Raw genomic sequence first — 19,146 nt, 5'->3', positions numbered from 1 at the left:
GGCGTTCCAACAAATGCCGATAGCAACAAAGGATAAGCGAAATTACCCGGGGCCATACTATATGCAAGTTCCGGGGAGGTGATAGCAGTGGCTTCCAAGTTCAAGAAAAACAAAGGGAACCTTTATGCGCATCATACCGAGTTTGCCGAGGAAGTGCTCGCCATTAACAGCAAGCGTCCTGCCCAGAGAAATCCGTGGCGTCAGGGAAACAAGTAACCGGAATGCAGAAACCCGCCCTTCTTTCGAAAGGCGGGTTTTTGAATGTTTATTTTAACTTCGTTGTGGAGCTTGTGGTTAGGCATATTCACGCAGTACTTGAATACCTTTGACGATATTGTACACAAAACTTAATGCATAAATGACAAAGAACAGAATTACGAATCCGACAGCGGAACCTAGACTGTGGGCGGTAACGAAGAAATAAAGTAGCGGGATTGCCGCAAGAAACGGGAATATATGTGAGAGTAAGGCTCGTTTAGCATGTCCCTCAATATAGTTGTCTTTAGCTACAATCCAAATAATGATGGGAAACAGGAACGGGGCGAAGAAGATACTAAAATAGGATAATGCTGATAAAAGTTGTCTCATAGCGGTTTCTCTCCTTTATTTGGTTCAGTTGAATGTATGTATGCAAATGATTACCCAGCAATTCTCATCCTGAATATGTCTGCCCATTATAAATGCAACTGAGCTTAATATCCTCAATATTGCCTGCTTAAAGCATTCATATTCTGTATCTGTGTTGAGTATGAAAATAATACGTTCAAGTCATGTGGAATGATGCAATTATTAATTTTTTTATAAAACTATTGAAAAATATAGAAATGAGAGTATAATAGGAATCGCGCGGTATTTTTATTATACATATTTGTCTCAGTAGCTCAGCAGGATAGAGCAACGGCCTTCTAAGCCGTCGGTCGGGGGTTCGAATCCCTCCTGGGACGTTAGAAAAAAGCTTCCTTCGGGAAGCTTTTTTGCGTACAAGGGATGAGAACCCCGAGGTTAGGAGGTTGGTAATTGTTTATAGGTGTAAACTATCAAGTGTATAGAATTTATATATTTAATTAATAAACCATCTTGTGACACAATGAAGATATCAATCATGAAAGCGATGGTGGTATCCATGCAATCGATTAATCAATGGCAAGCGGATGAGTATGACAACAAACTGGCTTTTGTATCGGGTTATGGTAAAAGTTTAATCTCATGGCTTCAACCTCAAAAAGGGGAGTATATCCTTGATTTGGGATGCGGGACAGGGGATTTGACGTACGAAATTACTGCAGCGCAGGCTGATGTAGTCGGCATGGATGCATCACCCGACATGATTCGTCGTGCAAGAGAGAAGTTTCCCAATATCGAGTTCATGGAGGGGGACGGACATCAGTTTGAGACGAACAAGCTCTATGATGCCGTCTTTTCCAATGCAGCTCTACATTGGATGAGAAGTCCGCGACTTGTAGTGGATAGTATATGGAAGTCTTTGAAGCCTGGGGGACGTTTTGTAGCGGAGTTCGGTGGCAAAGGCAATGTACAGATCATTGTAGATGCATTAGAGGAAGTGTTTGAACGACACACTGGCATTCCTGGATCAGAGCGCAACCCTTGGTATTTCCCGACGATCGGGCAATATAGCAACATTTTGGAACAATGCGGGTTTTTGGTGCGACAGGCCTACCACTATGACCGTCCTACTAGACTGGCGGATGGTGAACAGGGTATAGAGGGCTGGTTGGCTCATTTTGGAGGGGACTATTTTGATGGTTTGAGTCAGGAACAAATTCAGGAAATCTGTCGTGAAACGAACCAAATCGTTGTGCCGAAGCTCTGGAAAGAAGATGCAATCTATGCCGATTATAAGCGTCTTCGAATTGAAGCAGTGAAGCCGGGAAGTTAAATAAGCAAAAGATGTATCTTTGTTAAATGAATTAATAGAATATTTTTCATGAAATCAATCGATCACAATTAGGCTAGGAATCTCTTTCAGAATGAAGAGGATCTTGGCCTTTTTTCCTATGCCTTATTTAAAATTTGAAATATTCGATCGACAAATAAATACAATTTCACGCTTTTCTCTTACTCAAGAACCATATAAGTAATTTTGATATCATATTTGTAATTATTTAGAAGGAAAATGTGTTATTTTAGTAGAATAATTTACCAAGGGTCAATCTTCTTGCAGATAGGGCGGTGAGTTGTTCACAGGTATTGCAGTACTTGTCATAGCAGGACCCAAGCGATTGGTGAGGTACTTTCATATTGAGAAGGAGGGGCATAGCCTTGAATAAACGATTGATATCCATATTGTTAAGTATCCTAATGACTTTTTCTATCATCATGCCAGCGGCCGGAGCCGCTCCTGTAGGTGTTCAGCTTGAGAACTCGCTAAGCAAGGGCGAAGCCACACAATGGAGAGAGATTCTTGCCCAGCGGGAAGGAAAGCTTGCAGCAGATCCATTTTTGGACAAGAGCCTAGAAGGTCTTGGGGGAGAGAAAACAAGAGTAATTGTTGAGCTCTCCAATAAACCAGTTGCTGTTGCGCAAGGCGAATCTACCCTCTCAGGAAAATCTTTTACCTCCTCTATGGAAACAAAGGCTGTGACTCAAGTCGAGCAACAACAACAGTCATTTGTACATAGCCTCACTCAGAATAAAATCAAACACGAAGTATTGGAAAATTACGCATATGCCCTGAATGGTGTAGCCATTGAACTTAAGGGTAACCAATTGGGACAGTTGCTTCGCATACCGGGTGTTGTCAGTGTATACCCTGACCTTGAAATTACCGTATCCCCGGAAACAGATGAAGTGAATCCTTATATGAAAGATACCGCACCATTTATTGGCGCCCCTGAAGTATGGAATCTGGGATACAAAGGAAAAGGTGTCAAAGTTGGTGTTATTGATACAGGAATCGATTATGAGCATCCTAATTTGCAAGACGCCTACAAAGGTGGATGGGATTTCGTAGGAAATGACAATGATCCTTACGAAACAACACATGAAGAATGGAAAGTGTCTGGGGCACCTGAGTTTAATGCCAATGGAAGCGCCTATTACACATCCCACGGTACTCACGTAGCCGGTACCATTGCTGCTCGAGAAGCAGGGGACTACGGCATTGTCGGCGTTGCACCCGAAGCAGATATCTATGCCTATCGTGTTCTTGGACCCTATGGTAGTGGACAAACCTCATGGGTATTAGGGGGAATCGATCGTTCCGTTGCCGATGGTATGGATGTAATCAATCTCTCGTTGGGTAACGCTGCCAATGATCCAAGTTACATTACTTCGGTTGCTCTTAACAATGCCATGCTGTCTGGCGTGACTGCAGTTGTAGCAAGTGGTAATGATGGCCCGAATCGTTATACATTAGGTTCTCCAGGAGCATCGGCTATGGCAATCACTGTAGGTAACTCCACAGGGCCTAGCCAAAGCATTACAGCCAACACTCATTTCTGGATTGGTGAGGAAGGTAAAGGTACACTTCCAGAAGAACAGCCTGTCCCTGAAGTTGAGCCATCTCCTGAACTGGGAACAGCACCGGGGACGGAAACTCCTGAAGTTCCGGCTCAAGGTGAACCATCAACAACACCGGAAGGTGCAACAGGCGAAGAAGCTTCATCAACAAACGAAGCGGCATTGTCTGGAACAGCGTCTGCTGATGTTACAGCTCTAGATGTGGAAGCGAGCCAATCCGAAGAGGGTGTTCAGCCAGCCTCGCCTTCGGCACCAGTCGAAACCTCTCCAGAGGTTGCACCTGTGAAAGAAGAGCCTGCGATTGCTCCAACTGAAACAGAGCAAAATCCATTGGCTGTTACTGAGTCGGTGTACCGACTTGATGTAATGGGCTGGAGCCTCTCAGCAGATCCGGAAGCTGTTTTGACGAATCAATATGATCTTTTATTCGCAGGGTTGGGTAAACCGACCGACTTTGAAGGCAAGGATTTTACAGGCAAAGTGGCTTTTGTACAGCGCGGTGAGCTGGCATTTGTAGAGAAAGTAGCCAATGCCAAAGCTGCTGGTGCAGTTGCTATTATCGTATATAACAATATTCCAGGCCCGATCGGGGTGAGTTTGGGAGATAATTTTGAACTTATTCCAACCTTGAGCATGTCGAAGGAAGATGGAGAAAGTATCAAGGCTGAGCTGGATGCCGGTCAAAGCGTTGAAGTGAGCTTTAGTGACTTCGTTAAAGGTCAAACGGCTGGCGATGAAATGAATCCATCCAGCTCCCGCGGACCAGCCAAGGTGACTCTGGATATCAAACCGGATATAGTTGCACCGGGTACCAGCATTCTGTCTACTGTTCCTGCCTATGGCAAGGACGAACCTGGAGCTGATTATTCACAGGCTTACGATCGTAAATCAGGTACAAGTATGGCCACACCTCATGTTGCCGGACTGGTTGCCCTGTTGATTGAGAAGCACAGTGACTGGACACCATTTGATATTAAAGTTGCACTCATGAACAATGGTAAAGTGCTCGACACGACAAAATACGATGTGTTTGATCAAGGTGCAGGTCGTATTCAAGCGGTGAAAACGATTGATCCTGCTGCATTTGTTAAAGTATTGGATGTAACGAAATACACAGAGAATGGCGTGGCTGTCGAGAAACCAAATGTTACAGGTAGTGTGAATTTTGGTAACTTCCTCAGCACGGACGAAAAAACCGTCAGCAAAACGATCAAAGTGGAGTCGCTGAATGGCAGCGGTGGAAACTACACTGTAAGCGTGAATCCAACTCGTACAATTCCTGGTGTATCCGTTGCGGTGGATAAGAGCTCTTTTACACTGAATGGTGAGGAAGAGTTACAGGTTACTATTACAGTTCCAAAAGGTGTTACTGCGGTAACAGAAGTGCAAGGCTACCTTCAGTTGTCTAATGGAACGGACACATTTAGTGTTCCATATGTCGCACATTTCAACCTTACATTGGCAGGCGTTAAATACATTGAGACTGTGAAAGGTACAGAGAAGAACCCGTTCCATTATCCATTGAAGCCTGATGGTACGCTGGATACACTCAATGTAGCTATGGAATTCTACAATCCCATGAATTTTGCCCTTATTGAGATCTTCGATGGCCTTAACCCGGATGGGGGCTATTATGGAGATGGATATATTGGATCTATTTTTGGAAACTACTATAGTTTCGCTGCTAACACAAGATATACTCTGGCTTGGGATGGACAGTATGCAGACTACACTACCGACGAGGTAACGACGATTCCAGACGGTCTTTATACGGTTGATATCACTGCAATCGGTGTTGATGGTAAAACGTATATCGAAGATACTTCTCCATTTTTGGTGAAAAAAGCAGCTCCGGTTGTAACAGCACCAGAAAAGTTGGAAGTGGTGCAGGCGGACAAAGAAGCTTTGACAGGTAATGTTGATGATCTTTATATCATAGCCGCTCCAGCGCTTAAAAGTGGATGGGATACTGAACTTGATGTAACAGCTTCATTGAAGGCTGGTTACACTGTGAAAGATACAACGAATAAGAAGATTACGGAAGGTGCCTTTGGAGTTGAAACAGACGGCTCATTCACTCTTAGACTCGGCAAGTTGTTAGCTGGGGAGTACATTGTGGAAATGTCTGTTGAAGACTTGCAAGGTTTGATTGGAACAGCGACTACATCACTTCTGGTGAAAAAAAATCCTGATCCGGAAGTTCCTAATCCTGGTACACCATCACCGGGCTCTGGTTCAGGGTCTTCAGGCGGATCTAGTTCTTCCAATTCTTCCCCATCACCTGCACCTACGCCTACAATTAAAGGTGACGCATCTGTATCCGAAAAGAAAAACGCTGACGGAACTACACAGGCTACAGCAGCGATTTCCGAAGCGGTAATTAATACACAGTTGCAGGATGATAAGAAGGAAATCAAGCTGGATTTATCAAGCGTTGAGTTTGACAAATATAGTCTAGTAGATCTGACAATCAGCAAGGCTATTGCTGATAAAATTCAAGCCTCAGGTAAAAATCTGATTATTGAGGGCAAAACGTTCAATGTGACTATACCTGCTGCTTCTTTGACGGATTACGTCACAGATAGAGGATTCAGCTTGAAGTTGCAAGTTGCAGAAGGCAAGGATAACAAACAAAACGAGAACATTGTTTCTCAAATTGTATCTATTGATCTTGATGCAGACAAATTCAAGCACAATATTGGGCTTACTTTGAAATATGATGTGAACTCTGTAAAAGACGTACGTAAAGTTATTGCTTATCATCAAACAACAAAAGATGCTTGGCAGCCTGCGTCTTTGTCCAATGTGTCTCAAAAAGGGCAATTGGAATTCAATGTAACACAACCAGGTTCTTATGTTGTTGTAGAGAATGCTGTAACTTTTGGAGACATCAACAGCCACTGGGCTAAAGATGAAATCGAAGTTATAGCCTCTCAACAAATTGCTAAGGGTATTAGTGCTAGCACATTCTCACCGAATAGTACCATTACTCATGCAGAATTTGCGACGTTGCTTGATCGTATTTTCGGAACGGGAATCGATTGGGAAACACGTAGTAAAGAAGCGAGTGCACAGGACCAATTGACACGCGAAAATATGGTTTTGATGATTGCCGATGCTTTGGAAATAAAACAAGGAGTAACATCCATTGGTTTCAAGGATGAAGATCAAATTTCAGATGGAGCGAAATCAGCTGTTCATTTTGCTGTAGAGAATGGTTTGGTAAAAGGTATGTCTGGCAACAAGTTTGCTCCAAAAGCTACATCAACTCGTGCTCAAGTATCTGTCGTTCTGTACCGTCTACTTGAATATCTGGATAAGCTTTAATAACTATTCTAATCACAGTGTGAGTTTAGCAAAAAAAGACCTTTCCATTGGGAAAGGTCTCTTTGCTTATATAATGGAAGCTCCAATTCATCATGAACTAATCAAACGATTGGCACTTGCTTTCAATCCCATGAAAAGTAACAGAACAGCAAGTGTAACTTGCAAAAGCAATGGAAGGGTCCATCCTTGTGTCCAATCATGAAGCACACCGAACAGCAACGGTCCGACGGCTGCCAGCATATACCCAAAGGATTGAGCCATACCTGAAAGTCCCGCAGCCTGTCTTGCATCGGATGTACGCAGTACAAAAAACATGGTTACAAGTCCGAACGAAGCCCCGGCTCCAACGCCAGCCAAAGCAACACCGACGGTTACGAGAGAGGAAATACCACTTAAAAGGAATGCGTATCCCAGAATCAGACATGAACCTGTAATTGCTGTCAGCCAACGTTGATCTTTCATTCGTCCAGCCAGAATGGGGACGATGAACGTTACCGGAACACTAACCATTTGCATCAAAGACAACATCCAGCCGGCTGAAGAGGAACTGAAACCCTGATCAGATAGAACCTCTGGCAGCCAGGTAATTGTAGTGTAAAAAATTAAAGATTGCAGTCCCATGAACAATGTGACATACCAGGCTAAGGGAGATGTAATAAGACGAACGGGCTTCGCTTCCGTTCTCGAAGCCACGTAAACTTCGCCGCGACGTCCAGAACGGACGTGAGGCAGCCAGAGAATCAGGGCTAGAATGGACAGTATAGCCCACATGCCCAGTGAAGCATGCCAACCCATGGAGGTTAAGCCTGCCGTGGGAACGCTGATTCCTGAGGCGATAGCGCCCCATATATTCATGGACACGGAATAGAGGCCGGTAACGAGACCCACTCGCAATGGGAAATCCCTTTTGATCAGACTGGGCAGCAATACGTTGCTCAGGGCAATACCACATCCAAGGATTGCTGTTCCTGTAAAAAGAACGGGAACAGAGGGCATAAACCGGAGGGATACGCCTATGGTCACAAGAATTATGGCAGTTAACAGAGCGGTTTCTAGTCCGAATCTTCGCGCCAATTGTGGAGCGAACGGAGAGATTGCTGCGAAGGCAAGCAAAGGAAGAGAGGTAAGCAAGCCTGCCAATGTATGACTTATTCCTGTATCTGTACGGATCAGTTCCACAATTGGACCTGTTGCCGTAATAGGTGAACGCATTGTTGCTGCGATAACGATAATGCCTGCCAGCAAGAGTCCAAGTTTCATGGATGCTGACGATGAATTATCGACTGCAGAATGGTCAGGTGAGTTTTGATGTAAAGAGGATGGCATGGTAAATCTCCTATAGTTTATTTGTCTAATATGTATACTTTGATACATACATATACATAAACAAGCATAACATCCCGTGTCAACATCAGCCGATTAACGTATTCAATCATCCCCAGAACGCAAAAAAAAGCTTCCCGAAGGAAACTTTTCTTTAATTACGTCCCAGGAGGGATACTCTCCTTGCAGTCGAGACTGCGAAGTAATTCTACCGAAGCTTATGCTCCGACGAACCATTGGGGTTCTCATCCCCAGAACGAAAAAAAAAGCTTCCCGAAGGAAACTTTTCTTTAATTACGTCCCAGGAGGGATACTCTCCTTGCAGTCGATACTGCGAAGTAATCCTACCGAAGCTTATGCTCCGACGAACCATTGGGGTTCTCATCCCCAGAACGCAAAAAAAAAGCTTCCCGAAGGAAACTTTTTTTTAATTACGTCCCAGGAGGGATTCGAACCCCCGACCGACGCCTTAGAAGGGCGTTGCTCTATCCAGCTGAGCTACTGAGACATGAAATTTTTCAAGCAAAATTGATTTTATCATAAATAATGATGAATATCAAACATTTTATTATTATATATTTTTCGTATATGATATTTGGCGGCAGTAACGTTTTTTTCATTATAATTAAGGTTATGTTAGAATATCAGAAGAACTCAAAAAATAGATCGACTTTCGTTTAATATACATCTATTTATGGTTGATTGCGACTGGAGATTCAGGATACAGAGGAGGTGCTCCTATTAAGGAATCCACGACCCCGGAAACCGAGCACAGTAACAATATTGTGCTGTTTCCTAAGACGCTGGACTATTACCAGATTCAATTGACGGTTATGCTAGAAAATGAACGATATGGTGAAGCGATGGAACTGCTTCGCTTTTTGCTGCAATGCCAAGGGCAGGAAGAACGGCATTACGACGAATGGAGAGCCTTGCTCGAATGGCTTGAAGCTGCGTTTCCTCATTACGGGGAAGATTTACCCGAGGTTCGTGAAGAGCGTGAGGAAGAGGAAATTAGTGAAGAGGACATGGCACGCCAACATGCCCGATCCAAGCTTGAGCAGGATGATGGCTATGCGGATAAACTTCTTCGTACCGTAATGGAGGAGCCTTTATCTGAACAAACAATGCTGGCGCTGGAGCAGCTTGCTTATCTCGATCGGCCAGAAATTGATGATTCGCTTATCGGTTGGCTCAAAGACAAGACGCTGCATCCTTTACTTCAATTCCGCGTGCTTCAGACATTACGTCGCCGAGGTGTTCAAGGCATTATTGCGTTTACTCGTGGGGAAGAACCAGTTGAAGTGGAGATTGATACCGTTCCGCTTAGACCTGAGGATTTCCCGATTCAGATCGTTCAGATTCTTGAAAGAGTGGCAGATCAGACGGAGGTTCATGAACCTACGCTCTTTTATTTTGCACAAGAACTGTGGATTCAATATGTCATGGCTGTGTACGGAACCCGTGATTACATGTCCATGCTGGAAGAAAATGATTCCATGACAGATATATGGGGAGCTGCTCTACATATGACCGTTGCAGACAGTCTGGGCGGTTCGCATGACGAGGAAGATACTCGCTCAATGTATGCTGTGACAGGGGCGATGCGCTTTCGTCTGGAGCAAGCATATCGATCAATGAAGCAGTTTGTTTCTGCCGGTTTGGACGGTCAATAGGACCCGGAAACGTTTTCCTCAAACCGTATCAAGGGATTCCCCTTGAAAAAGAATCTAATCTTGTTTATACTAAAATGGTTATTTTGTACGTGATTGCCTACGTGAACATGCGAATTTTGGAGGGGAAAGTATACAATGAAAGCAACTTGGGAAAAGATAGAGAAGAACCTTGGGGTTCTTGAGGTTGAAGTGGGTGCAGATCGTGTAACTGCAGCACTCGACAAAGCTTTTAATAAAGTAGTTAAACAAGCAAATGTACCTGGATTCCGTAAAGGTAAAGTTCCACGTTCGATCTTTGAAGCTCGTTTCGGTGTAGAAAGCCTGTATCAAGAAGCAATTGATATTTTGCTTCCTGAAGCTTACACAGAAGCAATCGACCAAACGGATATCTTCCCGGTTGATCGTCCTGACGTAGATGTCGAGCAATTCGCTAAAGGACAAGTATTCAAGTTCAAAGCGAAAGTAACAGTTAAACCTGAAGTTACACTGGGTGACTACAAAGGCGTTGAAGTTGCTGTAGCCAAACATGAAGTAACGGATGTAGAAGTGACTGAAGAGCTCGAGCGTCTTCAACAACGTCACGCAGAACTCGTTGTTATCGACGAAGGTTCCGCACAAAACGGCGACGTTGCTGTAATCGACTTTGACGGTTCCGTTGATGGTGTACCGTTCGAAGGTGGACAAGCTGAGGGGTATTCCCTGGAACTTGGTTCCAACACATTCATCCCAGGATTTGAAGAGCAGGTTGTGGGTCTTTCCACAGGCGACTTCAAAGACGTTGAAGTAACTTTCCCTGAGAGCTACCATGCAGCTGAACTGGCTGGCAAAAAAGCGGTATTTAAAGTGAAAGTACATGAAATCAAACGTAAACAACTTCCTGAACTGGATGACGAGTTTGCAAAAGATGTTAGCGAATTTGATACGCTTGAAGAGTACAAAGCTGATCTGAAAACGCAATTGGAATCCCGCAAAGCAGATGAAGCCAAAGCAGCTCAAGAAAATGCTGTTGTAGAAAAAGTGGCTGAAAATGCTGAAGTGGATATTCCTTCTGCAATGGTTGAGAGCGAAGTACAAAACATGATGCGTGATTTCGACAACCGTCTGCGCAACCAAGGTATGAACCTGGAAATGTTCCTGAGCTTCTCTGGTCAAACACAAGCTGACCTGAGAGGACAAATGCAGGAAGATGCTTCCAAACGTGTTCGCAACAACTTGGTTCTTGAAGCCGTTGGCAAAGCGGAAAACATCGAAGTGTCTGACGAAGAAGTTAACCAAGAACTCGAAAAAATGGCTGAGTCTTACAAGCGTCCTGCTGAAGAGATTCGTGGCATTCTCGAGGGTAATGGTTCCCTGGACAGCCTTCGTGATGAAGTGAAACTGCGTAAAACGATCGATGTTCTCGTTGAGAACAGCAAAGTCGTTGAAGCTGTTGAAGCTCCAGCTGAAGAAGTTGCTGCAGAAGCTGACGAAAAATAAGACAAGCTGTTACGTAATGAACAGCTGAATAAACGATAAGGCACGTGAATCATTGCGTGCCTTATTTTTAAATTATGGCATCCATTTTATAGAGGATTCAGTAATAATATGGATGGATTTCGTTGTGGCATTGGTTATGCATATTCAAGGTCCTATGGTTCTCCTGCAAATAAAAAAAAGGTGAAACGGCATAGGATTGCTCCGATTTGCACATACATAGAAAACATGGTTAAATATGATCAGGCAAAAAAGTAAACTTACTCCGTCTTTACACCACTTGTGAAAAATGACATTGTCACAGGAACGTGTTAGAATGAATTTGGGTTTGCTTTACAGGTAGCCTATGTCTAATTACATGTAGAAAAGAGGTTGGTCTCATGAGTCTGGTGCCAATGGTTGTTGAACAAACCAATCGAGGCGAGCGGTCTTACGATATATATTCGCGTTTGCTGAAGGATCGCATTATCTTTTTAACCAGTGCGATTGATGACGATGTAGCCAATCTTGTCATAGCGCAGCTTTTGTTTTTGGCAGCCGACGATCCTGAGAAGGATATAAGTTTGTACATTAATTCACCTGGTGGTTCTGTCACCGCAGGGATGGGTATATACGATACGATGCAATATATCAAGCCGGATGTATCGACCATTTGCGTAGGTATGGCAGCAAGCATGGGCTCGTTATTGCTGACAGCCGGAGCTCCTGGCAAACGATATGCGCTGACTAACAGCGAAGTGATGATTCATCAGCCGCTTGGCGGCGTTCAAGGACAGGCTGCGGATATCAAAATTCACGCAGAATGGATTATTAAAACACGTCAGAAACTGAATCAAATATACGTCGATCGTACAGGTCAACCCCTTGAGAAAATCGAGCGGGACACAGACCGTGACTTTTTCATGAGTGCTGAAGAAGCCAAAACGTACGGCATTATTGACCAGGTGCTCAGCAGACCGATCAATTCCTAAAGGGGTGGTTTCATGTTTAAATTTAACGATGAGAAAGGGCAGTTGAAATGCTCTTTTTGCGGTAAATCTCAGGAACAGGTGCGCAAGCTGGTCGCTGGACCGGGCGTTTACATTTGTGATGAATGTATCGAACTGTGCACTGAAATCGTAGAGGAAGAGCTCGGTCATGACGAAGAACTGGACCTCAAAGATATTCCAAAACCGAAAGAAATCCGCGACATTCTTGACCAGTACGTCATTGGTCAGGATCAGGCGAAGAAATCTTTGTCTGTAGCGGTTTACAATCACTATAAACGGATCAACACACAAAGTAAGATTGAGGATGTTGAATTGCAAAAAAGTAATATTTTGCTGTTAGGACCTACGGGTTCTGGTAAAACGTTGCTTGCGCAAACGATGGCCAAAATCCTTAATGTTCCTTTTGCTATTGCTGATGCAACTTCATTGACGGAAGCAGGTTATGTCGGCGAAGATGTAGAGAACATTCTGCTCAAGCTGATTCAAGCTGCTGATTATGATGTGGAAAAAGCAGAGCGCGGCATTATTTATATCGATGAAATTGATAAAGTAGCGCGTAAATCCGAGAACCCATCCATTACACGTGATGTATCGGGTGAAGGTGTTCAACAAGCGCTCTTGAAAATCCTGGAAGGAACTGTGGCTTCTGTACCTCCACAAGGTGGTCGTAAGCATCCACATCAGGAATTCATCCAGATTGATACCACCAACATCTTGTTCATTTGTGGCGGTGCCTTTGATGGTCTCGAGCAAATGATTAAACGCCGGATCGGTAAAAAAGTCATCGGCTTTAATACCGTTGCGGAACAAAAAGATCTTAAACCAGGTGAATATCTGGGTATGGTATTGCCGGAAGACTTGTTGAAATTCGGTCTGATTCCGGAGTTTGTAGGCCGTTTGCCAGTTATCTCCACTTTGGAGCCGCTGGACGAAGACACATTGGTACGGATTCTTTCCGAGCCAAAAAATGCGCTTACGAAACAGTACCAAAAACTGCTTGAGCTGGATAATGTGAATCTGGTGTTCGAACCAGGAGCATTGCTGGCGATTGCGAAGGAAGCCATTAAACGTAACACGGGTGCACGTGGACTACGTGCAATCATCGAGGGCATTATGCTTGAGATTATGTACGAAGTGCCTTCCCGTGATGATGTTACGAACTGTGTCATTACCGAAGAGGTCGTTGAGAAGAGAGTCGTGCCTGAACTGAGCCAATCCAAGGACGACAAGCAGGAAGAAAGTGCCTAACTAAAGGCGAATATTCCGTTTCAACACTGAAATATAGACTTGTCAGTTCTCCACTCCTGGCAGAAGGCGAATTCATGTCTCTGTCAGGGTGGAGCTTTGACGTTGTGGGGAGAGAAATCACTCATGTTTTTAAGACAAGATACACGACCCGTAAAAGTGGGTAACTTAACGATTGGTGGCAGCAACGAAGTCATCATCCAGAGCATGTGTACAACGAAAACGGCAGACGTTGAGGCAACCGTGGCAGAGATTTTGCGTTTGGAAGAAGCAGGCTGCCAAGTGGTGCGTGTAACGGTGAACAATGAGGAAGCTGCAGCAGCCATCAAGGAAATCAAAAAACGGATTAATATTCCGCTCGTAGCGGATATCCATTTTAATTATAAACTGGCGCTCCTTGCGATTGAGAACGGCATCGATAAAGTACGGATTAATCCCGGCAATATCGGTAAACGTTCCAAAGTAGAGGAAGTCGTCAAAGCTTGTAAAGAGAAGGGTATTCCGATTCGGATCGGGGTAAACGCAGGATCTCTGGAGAACCATTTGCTCGAAAAATATGGTTATCCAACAGCTGATGCTATGGTAGAAAGTGCACTTTATCACATTGGCATTCTAGAAGAATTGGATTTTCATGATATTATCGTGTCTCTCAAAGCATCGGATGTGCCGATGGCGATTGAGGCTTATTCCAAAGCGGCTGAGATCATCAAGTATCCGTTGCATTTGGGCATTACCGAGGCGGGTACATTGTTCTCTGGTACAATCAAAAGTTCTGCCGGTATGGGTGCCTTGTTATCCATGGGCATTGGTTCGACGATGCGGATATCGCTTAGTGCGGACCCGGTTGAAGAGATCAAGGTTGCTCGTGACCTGCTCAAAACCTTTGGTCTGATTTCAAATGCAGCTACGCTGATTTCCTGTCCTACCTGTGGCCGTTTGGATATCGATCTGTTCTCCATTGCTAATGAAGTGGAAGAGTATATCTCCAAACTTAAGGTGCCGATCAAAGTATCGGTGCTGGGTTGTGCTGTTAACGGTCCGGGTGAAGCCAAGGAAGCGGATATCGGTATTGCCGGTGCACGCGGAGAAGGCTTGTTATTCCGTCATGGTAAAATGATCCGTAAAGTGCCAGAAGAGATCATGGTTGAGGAATTGAAAAAAGAGATCGACAAAATCGTGGAGTCTTATGAAGCGACAGGCGTTATTCCTGGCCGCTCGCACTGATTGATTTATATATCGTTTTGTAACAGTCCGTCAGCATTGACGGGCTGTTTTTTGTTCTCAAACATACAATTTCCTGATCACCCGTTTACGTCTCGGTGAAAAGGCTATACTACCAAGTATTAGCATGATCTCGTATGAGAATAGGGATAGAACAGGAGGATGTTGAGACATGGAATTTGGTATGGTCATAATGATGATTCAGTTATTTTTTGGTGTGGTGATCGGTTTGTATTTCTGGAATTTACTTCGAGGGCAGAAAACGAATCGCGGTGCGGTGGAGCGTGAATCCCGCAAGGAACTGGAGAAGCTGCGGAAGTTGCGCTCCATTTCACTCACCAAGCCCCTGTCAGAGAAGACACGTCCGGCAACCATTAATGACATTGTAGGGCAAAAAGACGGACTTCGCGCCCTTAAAGCCGCGCTATGCAGTGCTAATCCACAGCATGTCATTATATATGGACCTCCAGGGGTAGGTAAAACAGCTGCTGCAAGGGTGGTTTTGGAAGAAGCCAAAAAGAATCCGTCATCTCCCTTCAAGGCCGATGCCAAATTCACGGAACTTGACGCCACGACGGCGCGTTTTGATGAACGGGGTATTGCTGACCCTTTGATTGGTTCAGTGCATGATCCGATCTATCAGGGAGCAGGAGCGATGGGCGTAGCAGGCATTCCACAGCCGAAACCCGGTGCCGTTACCAAAGCGCATGGAGGGATGCTTTTTATTGATGAGATCGGTGAACTGCATTCCATTCAGATGAATAAACTGCTGAAAGTATTGGAGGACCGCAAGGTGTTTTTGGAAAGTGCGTACTATAACTCGGAAGACACGCATACTCCTGCTTATATCCACGATATTTTTCAAAATGGTCTGCCAGCCGATTTTCGTCTTGTCGGAGCGACGACTCGATCGTCCCATGAACTGCCTCCAGCCTTGCGCTCGCGGTGCATGGAGGTCTATTTCCGTCCATTGCTGCCGGAAGAAATCGGGCAAATTGCGGAAGACGCTGTACAGAAAATCGGATTCAGTCCATGTCCAGAGGCAGTTGATGTGGTTAAGCGCTATGCAACCAATGGCCGTGAAGCGGTCAATATCATTCAACTCGCTGCTGGGCTGGCTTTGACTGAAAAACGTGAAACGCTGCAGGCGTCGGATGTGGAATGGGTCGCTGGCAGCAGCCAGATTCAGCCCCGGCCAGATCGCAAGGTGCCTATGCGGCCACAGATCGGTTTTGTGAATGGCTTGGCCGTATATGGACCGAATATGGGCACCATTCTGGAGATCGAAGTATCCGCTGTTCCGACTCTTCGAGATCAGGGACGAATTAACATCACGGGAGTTGTGGATGAAGAAGAGATTGGAGGCGGTTCGCGCACACTCCGGCGAAAAAGCATGGCTAGAGGCTCGGTTGAAAATGTGATAACCGTATTAAAGGCCATGGGCATTCGTCCTAACGACTATGATTTACACGTCAACTTCCCAGGTGGAACGCCAATTGATGGCCCATCTGCGGGGATTGCCATGGCGACAGCTATTACATCAGCCATCCAGGGGCGTCCGATTGACCATGAGACAGCGATGACTGGCGAGATCAGTATTCATGGCCGGGTAAAACCGATCGGCGGTGTACTCGCCAAAGTGGAGGCTGCATTCCAGGCGGGCGCCAAAACGGTCATTATTCCGGCAGAGAACTGGCAGTCCATCTTTGAAAATCTGGATGGCTTACGAGTTATCCCGGTCGATACCGTTGAAGACGTATTCCGAGAAGTATTTGACTGGGTGCCTAATGAGGAGCAAGCCAAACAAATCAACCTTGCGGAGGAGACAGCAACACCTGCACCGGAGATTTTCCCGCCGGCATCCGCATCCTATTTACGTGCTGACTTGCCCCGTCCAGGACAGGTTACAGATTCGGGAAGCTGCTAAGCGCTTCCCTTCATTGGTTTTTTATGTGAACATTTGATAGAATAATGAATGACTACAACCTGAGAGCCATTGGAGGTGCGAAAGCGATGGGACCGAGCAAAGCGAAAGGTCGTCGTTTTCCTTTACTGCCTTTAAGAGGACTTCTCGTCTACCCGAGTATGGTACTGCATCTCGATGTGGGCCGGGAGAAATCGGTCAAGGCTTTAGAAAAAGCGATGGTAGAAGAACATTTGATTCTCCTATGTTCCCAAGCCGAGGTAAATATTGAAGAACCAACACAAGAGGATATTTTCAGAATCGGAACGGTTGCCAAGGTCAGACAGATGCTGAAGCTTCCAAACGGGACGATTCGTGTACTTGTGGAAGGCTTGGAACGGGCTGAAATCATTGAATATACGGACAACGAGGAATACTATGAGGTTCTGGCACAAGAGCTTCCTGAAGAGGAGAACAGTCATCCGGAAACAGATGCGCTGATGCGTACAGTTCTGAACCAGTTCGAAAATTATATTAATCTGTCCAAAAAGGTTACACCTGAGACACTTGCGGCTGTGTCTGATATTGAAGAACCAGGTCGCTTGGCCGATGTCATCACCAGTCACCTGTCTTTGAAGATCAAGGACAAACAGGAGATTTTGGAGACCATCGACGTTCGTGAACGGCTGGAGAAGTTGCTGGACATCCTGAACAATGAGCGGGAAGTACTGGAGCTTGAACGCAAAATCAGCCAGCGCGTGAAGAAGCAGATGGAGAAAACCCAGAAAGAGTACTATCTGCGTGAGCAGATGAAGGCGATTCAAAAAGAGCTGGGTGAGAAAGAAGGCCGTGCCGGGGAGGTTGAGGAACTCCGAAATCAAATGGAGGCTCTTGGCTTGCCGGACAAGGTGAAGGAAAAGGTTGAGAAAGAAATTGATCGGCTTGAGAAAATGCCATCAAGTTCTGCCGAAGGTGGCGTTATCCGCAACTATGTGGATTGGCTGCTGGGACTGCCTTGGACACAGCTGACAGCTGACGATCTGGATATTCAAAAGGCTGAAGATGTGTTAAATGCAGATCACTACGGTTTGGAAAAACCGAAAGAACGTGTGCTTGAATATCTGGCTGTTCAGAAGCTGGTGAAAAAGCTTAAAGGACCGATCCTCTGTCTGGTTGGACCTCCAGGGGTCGGGAAAACGTCGCTTGCCCGCTCTATCGCCAGATCCCTTGGACGCGAATTCGTCAGAATATCGTTGGGTGGCGTGCGAGATGAAGCAGAAATTCGCGGTCATCGCCGCACTTATGTTGGTGCAATGCCAGGCCGCATCATTCAGGGCATGAAGACGGCGGGTTCACTCAATCCGGTGTTCCTGCTGGACGAGATCGACAAAATGGCTTCGGACTTCCGTGGAGACCCTTCCGCAGCGCTGCTTGAAGTACTTGATCCCGAACAGAACAACACATTCAGTGACCACTTTGTAGAGTTGCCGTTTGACTTATCTAACGTTATGTTTATTACAACTGCCAACACAGTGCATAACATTCCACGTCCGCTTCTGGACCGAATGGAGATGCTCAATATTCCGGGGTATACCGAGCTGGAGAAGCTGCAAATTGCCAAAAACTATTTGCTTCCGAAACAGAAACAGGATCATGGTCTGGAAGAAGATCAGCTGAATATCGGGGATGACAGCATGTTGCGTGTCATTCGTGAATATACACGAGAGTCCGGCGTGCGGAATCTGGAACAGCAGATGGCTTCGTTGTGTCGGAAAGCGGCCAAAAACATCGTGTCTGGTGTGGAAGGTCAGATTAACATTACAGCAGATGAAGTGAAGGATTACCTTGGTCCGGGTAAATTCCGCTATGGTATGGCCGAACTGGAAGATCAGATTGGTACTGTGACGGGACTGGCGTGGACTGAAGTGGGTGGAGATACCCTCGTGATCGAGGTTACCGTTGTACCTGGTACAGGCAAGCTGACGCTGACAGGTAAACTGGGCGATGTCATGAAGGAATCGGCTCAGGCGGCATTCAGCTACACCCGATCCAAAGCTGCACAGCTTGGCATCCCGTCTGACTTCCACGAGAAGAACGATATCCATATCCACGTTCCGGAAGGAGCCATTCCAAAGGATGGACCATCTGCCGGGATTACGATGGCGACTGCGTTGATCTCTGCTCTGACGAACAAACATGTCTCCAAGGACATTGCTATGACGGGCGAAATAACGCTGCGTGGCCGTGTGTTGCCAATCGGCGGACTTAAGGAAAAATCACTGGCGGCCCACCGCGCCGGTTACAAAAAAATATTATTGCCCAAGGATAACGAACGGGACCTGCGGGATATTCCGGACAGCATCAAAGAAGATGTGGAATTTGTTCCTGTAGCCCATATGGATCAGGTGCTGCAACATGCGCTTGTGGAACAGGCAGGAATACACCTGTAGCTCGTTAAACGAGGGATCGTATGAAGAGTAAACCGTTCTGCGGAAGCTTTGGCGTCCGC

Annotated in this window: 12 protein-coding genes and 2 tRNA genes; 11 read left to right on the top strand and 3 right to left on the bottom strand. The window is 45.5% G+C overall.

The genetic code is table 11. The features are described 5' to 3' along the window. Positions 1-87: 87 nt before the first annotated feature. On the top strand, positions 88-216 hold the full coding sequence (locus tag BLV50_RS33590; RefSeq protein ID WP_256336669.1) for a hypothetical protein: 129 nt from the start codon (positions 88-90) through the stop codon (positions 214-216). A 78-nt stretch (positions 217-294) separates the two neighbouring features. Here BLV50_RS33590 and BLV50_RS24325 read toward each other — a convergent pair whose 3' ends face one another. Continuing rightward, on the bottom strand, positions 295-588 hold the full coding sequence (locus BLV50_RS24325) for a magnetosome magnetite crystal formation protein family (protein WP_063566709.1): 294 nt from the start codon (positions 586-588) through the stop codon (positions 295-297). A gap of 282 nt (positions 589-870) precedes the next feature. Between BLV50_RS24325 and BLV50_RS24320 the strand changes: the two genes are divergently transcribed. The 3 genes from BLV50_RS24320 to BLV50_RS24310 all read left to right on the top strand — a co-directional run bounded on the left by BLV50_RS24320 (position 871) and on the right by BLV50_RS24310 (position 6,807). After that, positions 871-944, top strand: a tRNA-Arg gene (locus BLV50_RS24320). A gap of 158 nt (positions 945-1,102) precedes the next feature. Continuing rightward, positions 1,103-1,897, top strand: a complete 795-nt coding sequence (locus BLV50_RS24315) for a class I SAM-dependent methyltransferase (protein ID WP_244552226.1) — start codon at positions 1,103-1,105, stop codon at positions 1,895-1,897. 383 nt (positions 1,898-2,280) lie between these two features. Continuing rightward, complete coding sequence (locus tag BLV50_RS24310) at positions 2,281-6,807, top strand: S8 family serine peptidase (RefSeq protein WP_090810440.1); 4,527 nt, start codon at positions 2,281-2,283, stop codon at positions 6,805-6,807. 90 nt (positions 6,808-6,897) lie between these two features. On the opposite strand, the gene BLV50_RS24305 is transcribed toward BLV50_RS24310, so the two are convergent. Together BLV50_RS24305 and BLV50_RS24300 are read right to left on the bottom strand one after the other, a co-directional pair. Beyond that, entirely contained in the window at positions 6,898-8,133 is a 1,236-nt protein-coding gene (locus BLV50_RS24305) for a CynX/NimT family MFS transporter (RefSeq protein ID WP_090810438.1), read from the bottom strand. A gap of 431 nt (positions 8,134-8,564) precedes the next feature. Then, positions 8,565-8,638 (bottom strand) — tRNA-Arg (locus tag BLV50_RS24300). Positions 8,639-8,828: 190 nt separating this feature from the next. On the opposite strand from BLV50_RS24300, the gene BLV50_RS24295 reads away from it, so the two are divergent. From BLV50_RS24295 to lon, 7 genes are all read left to right on the top strand, one after another. After that, positions 8,829-9,806, top strand: a complete 978-nt coding sequence (locus BLV50_RS24295; RefSeq protein WP_371129279.1) for a hypothetical protein — start codon at positions 8,829-8,831, stop codon at positions 9,804-9,806. Positions 9,807-9,941: 135 nt separating this feature from the next. Beyond that, the gene (tig, locus tag BLV50_RS24290; RefSeq protein WP_090810436.1) at positions 9,942-11,282 is read left to right on the top strand and encodes a trigger factor; all 1,341 of its coding nucleotides are present in this window, start codon (positions 9,942-9,944) and stop codon (positions 11,280-11,282) included. A gap of 377 nt (positions 11,283-11,659) precedes the next feature. Beyond that, on the top strand, positions 11,660-12,250 hold the full coding sequence (clpP, locus tag BLV50_RS24285) for an ATP-dependent Clp endopeptidase proteolytic subunit ClpP (RefSeq protein ID WP_024633993.1): 591 nt from the start codon (positions 11,660-11,662) through the stop codon (positions 12,248-12,250). A gap of 12 nt (positions 12,251-12,262) precedes the next feature. After that, complete coding sequence (clpX, locus tag BLV50_RS24280; RefSeq protein WP_063566713.1) at positions 12,263-13,516, top strand: ATP-dependent protease ATP-binding subunit ClpX; 1,254 nt, start codon at positions 12,263-12,265, stop codon at positions 13,514-13,516. A gap of 123 nt (positions 13,517-13,639) precedes the next feature. After that, entirely contained in the window at positions 13,640-14,737 is a 1,098-nt protein-coding gene (ispG, locus tag BLV50_RS24275; protein WP_063566714.1) for a flavodoxin-dependent (E)-4-hydroxy-3-methylbut-2-enyl-diphosphate synthase, read from the top strand. A gap of 169 nt (positions 14,738-14,906) precedes the next feature. Further along, positions 14,907-16,661: an ATP-dependent protease LonB gene (lonB, locus tag BLV50_RS24270; RefSeq protein WP_063566715.1), complete on the top strand. Its 1,755-nt coding sequence runs from the start codon at positions 14,907-14,909 to the stop codon at positions 16,659-16,661. 86 nt (positions 16,662-16,747) lie between these two features. Beyond that, entirely contained in the window at positions 16,748-19,087 is a 2,340-nt protein-coding gene (lon, locus tag BLV50_RS24265; protein ID WP_072735421.1) for an endopeptidase La, read from the top strand. Positions 19,088-19,146 lie beyond the last annotated feature (59 nt).

The sequence above is a fragment of the Paenibacillus sp. 276b genome, assembly GCF_900107875.1.
Taxonomy (GTDB): domain Bacteria; phylum Bacillota; class Bacilli; order Paenibacillales; family Paenibacillaceae; genus Paenibacillus; species Paenibacillus marchantiae.
This window is presented reverse-complemented; position numbering and strand designations above follow the sequence as displayed.

What these genes read in the sequence shown, in the direction of transcription:
- BLV50_RS24325 (WP_063566709.1), bottom strand. Translation starts at nt 588, where the DNA reads ATGAGACAACTTTTATCAGCATTATCCTATTTTAGTATCTTCTTCGCC.
- BLV50_RS24315 (WP_244552226.1), top strand. Translation starts at nt 1,103, where the DNA reads ATGAAAGCGATGGTGGTATCCATGCAATCGATTAATCAATGGCAAGCG.
- BLV50_RS24305 (WP_090810438.1), bottom strand. Translation starts at nt 8,133, where the DNA reads ATGCCATCCTCTTTACATCAAAACTCACCTGACCATTCTGCAGTCGAT.
- tig (WP_090810436.1), top strand. Translation starts at nt 9,942, where the DNA reads ATGAAAGCAACTTGGGAAAAGATAGAGAAGAACCTTGGGGTTCTTGAG.
- clpP (WP_024633993.1), top strand. Translation starts at nt 11,660, where the DNA reads ATGAGTCTGGTGCCAATGGTTGTTGAACAAACCAATCGAGGCGAGCGG.
- clpX (WP_063566713.1), top strand. Translation starts at nt 12,263, where the DNA reads ATGTTTAAATTTAACGATGAGAAAGGGCAGTTGAAATGCTCTTTTTGC.
- ispG (WP_063566714.1), top strand. Translation starts at nt 13,640, where the DNA reads ATGTTTTTAAGACAAGATACACGACCCGTAAAAGTGGGTAACTTAACG.
- lonB (WP_063566715.1), top strand. Translation starts at nt 14,907, where the DNA reads ATGGAATTTGGTATGGTCATAATGATGATTCAGTTATTTTTTGGTGTG.
- lon (WP_072735421.1), top strand. Translation starts at nt 16,748, where the DNA reads ATGGGACCGAGCAAAGCGAAAGGTCGTCGTTTTCCTTTACTGCCTTTA.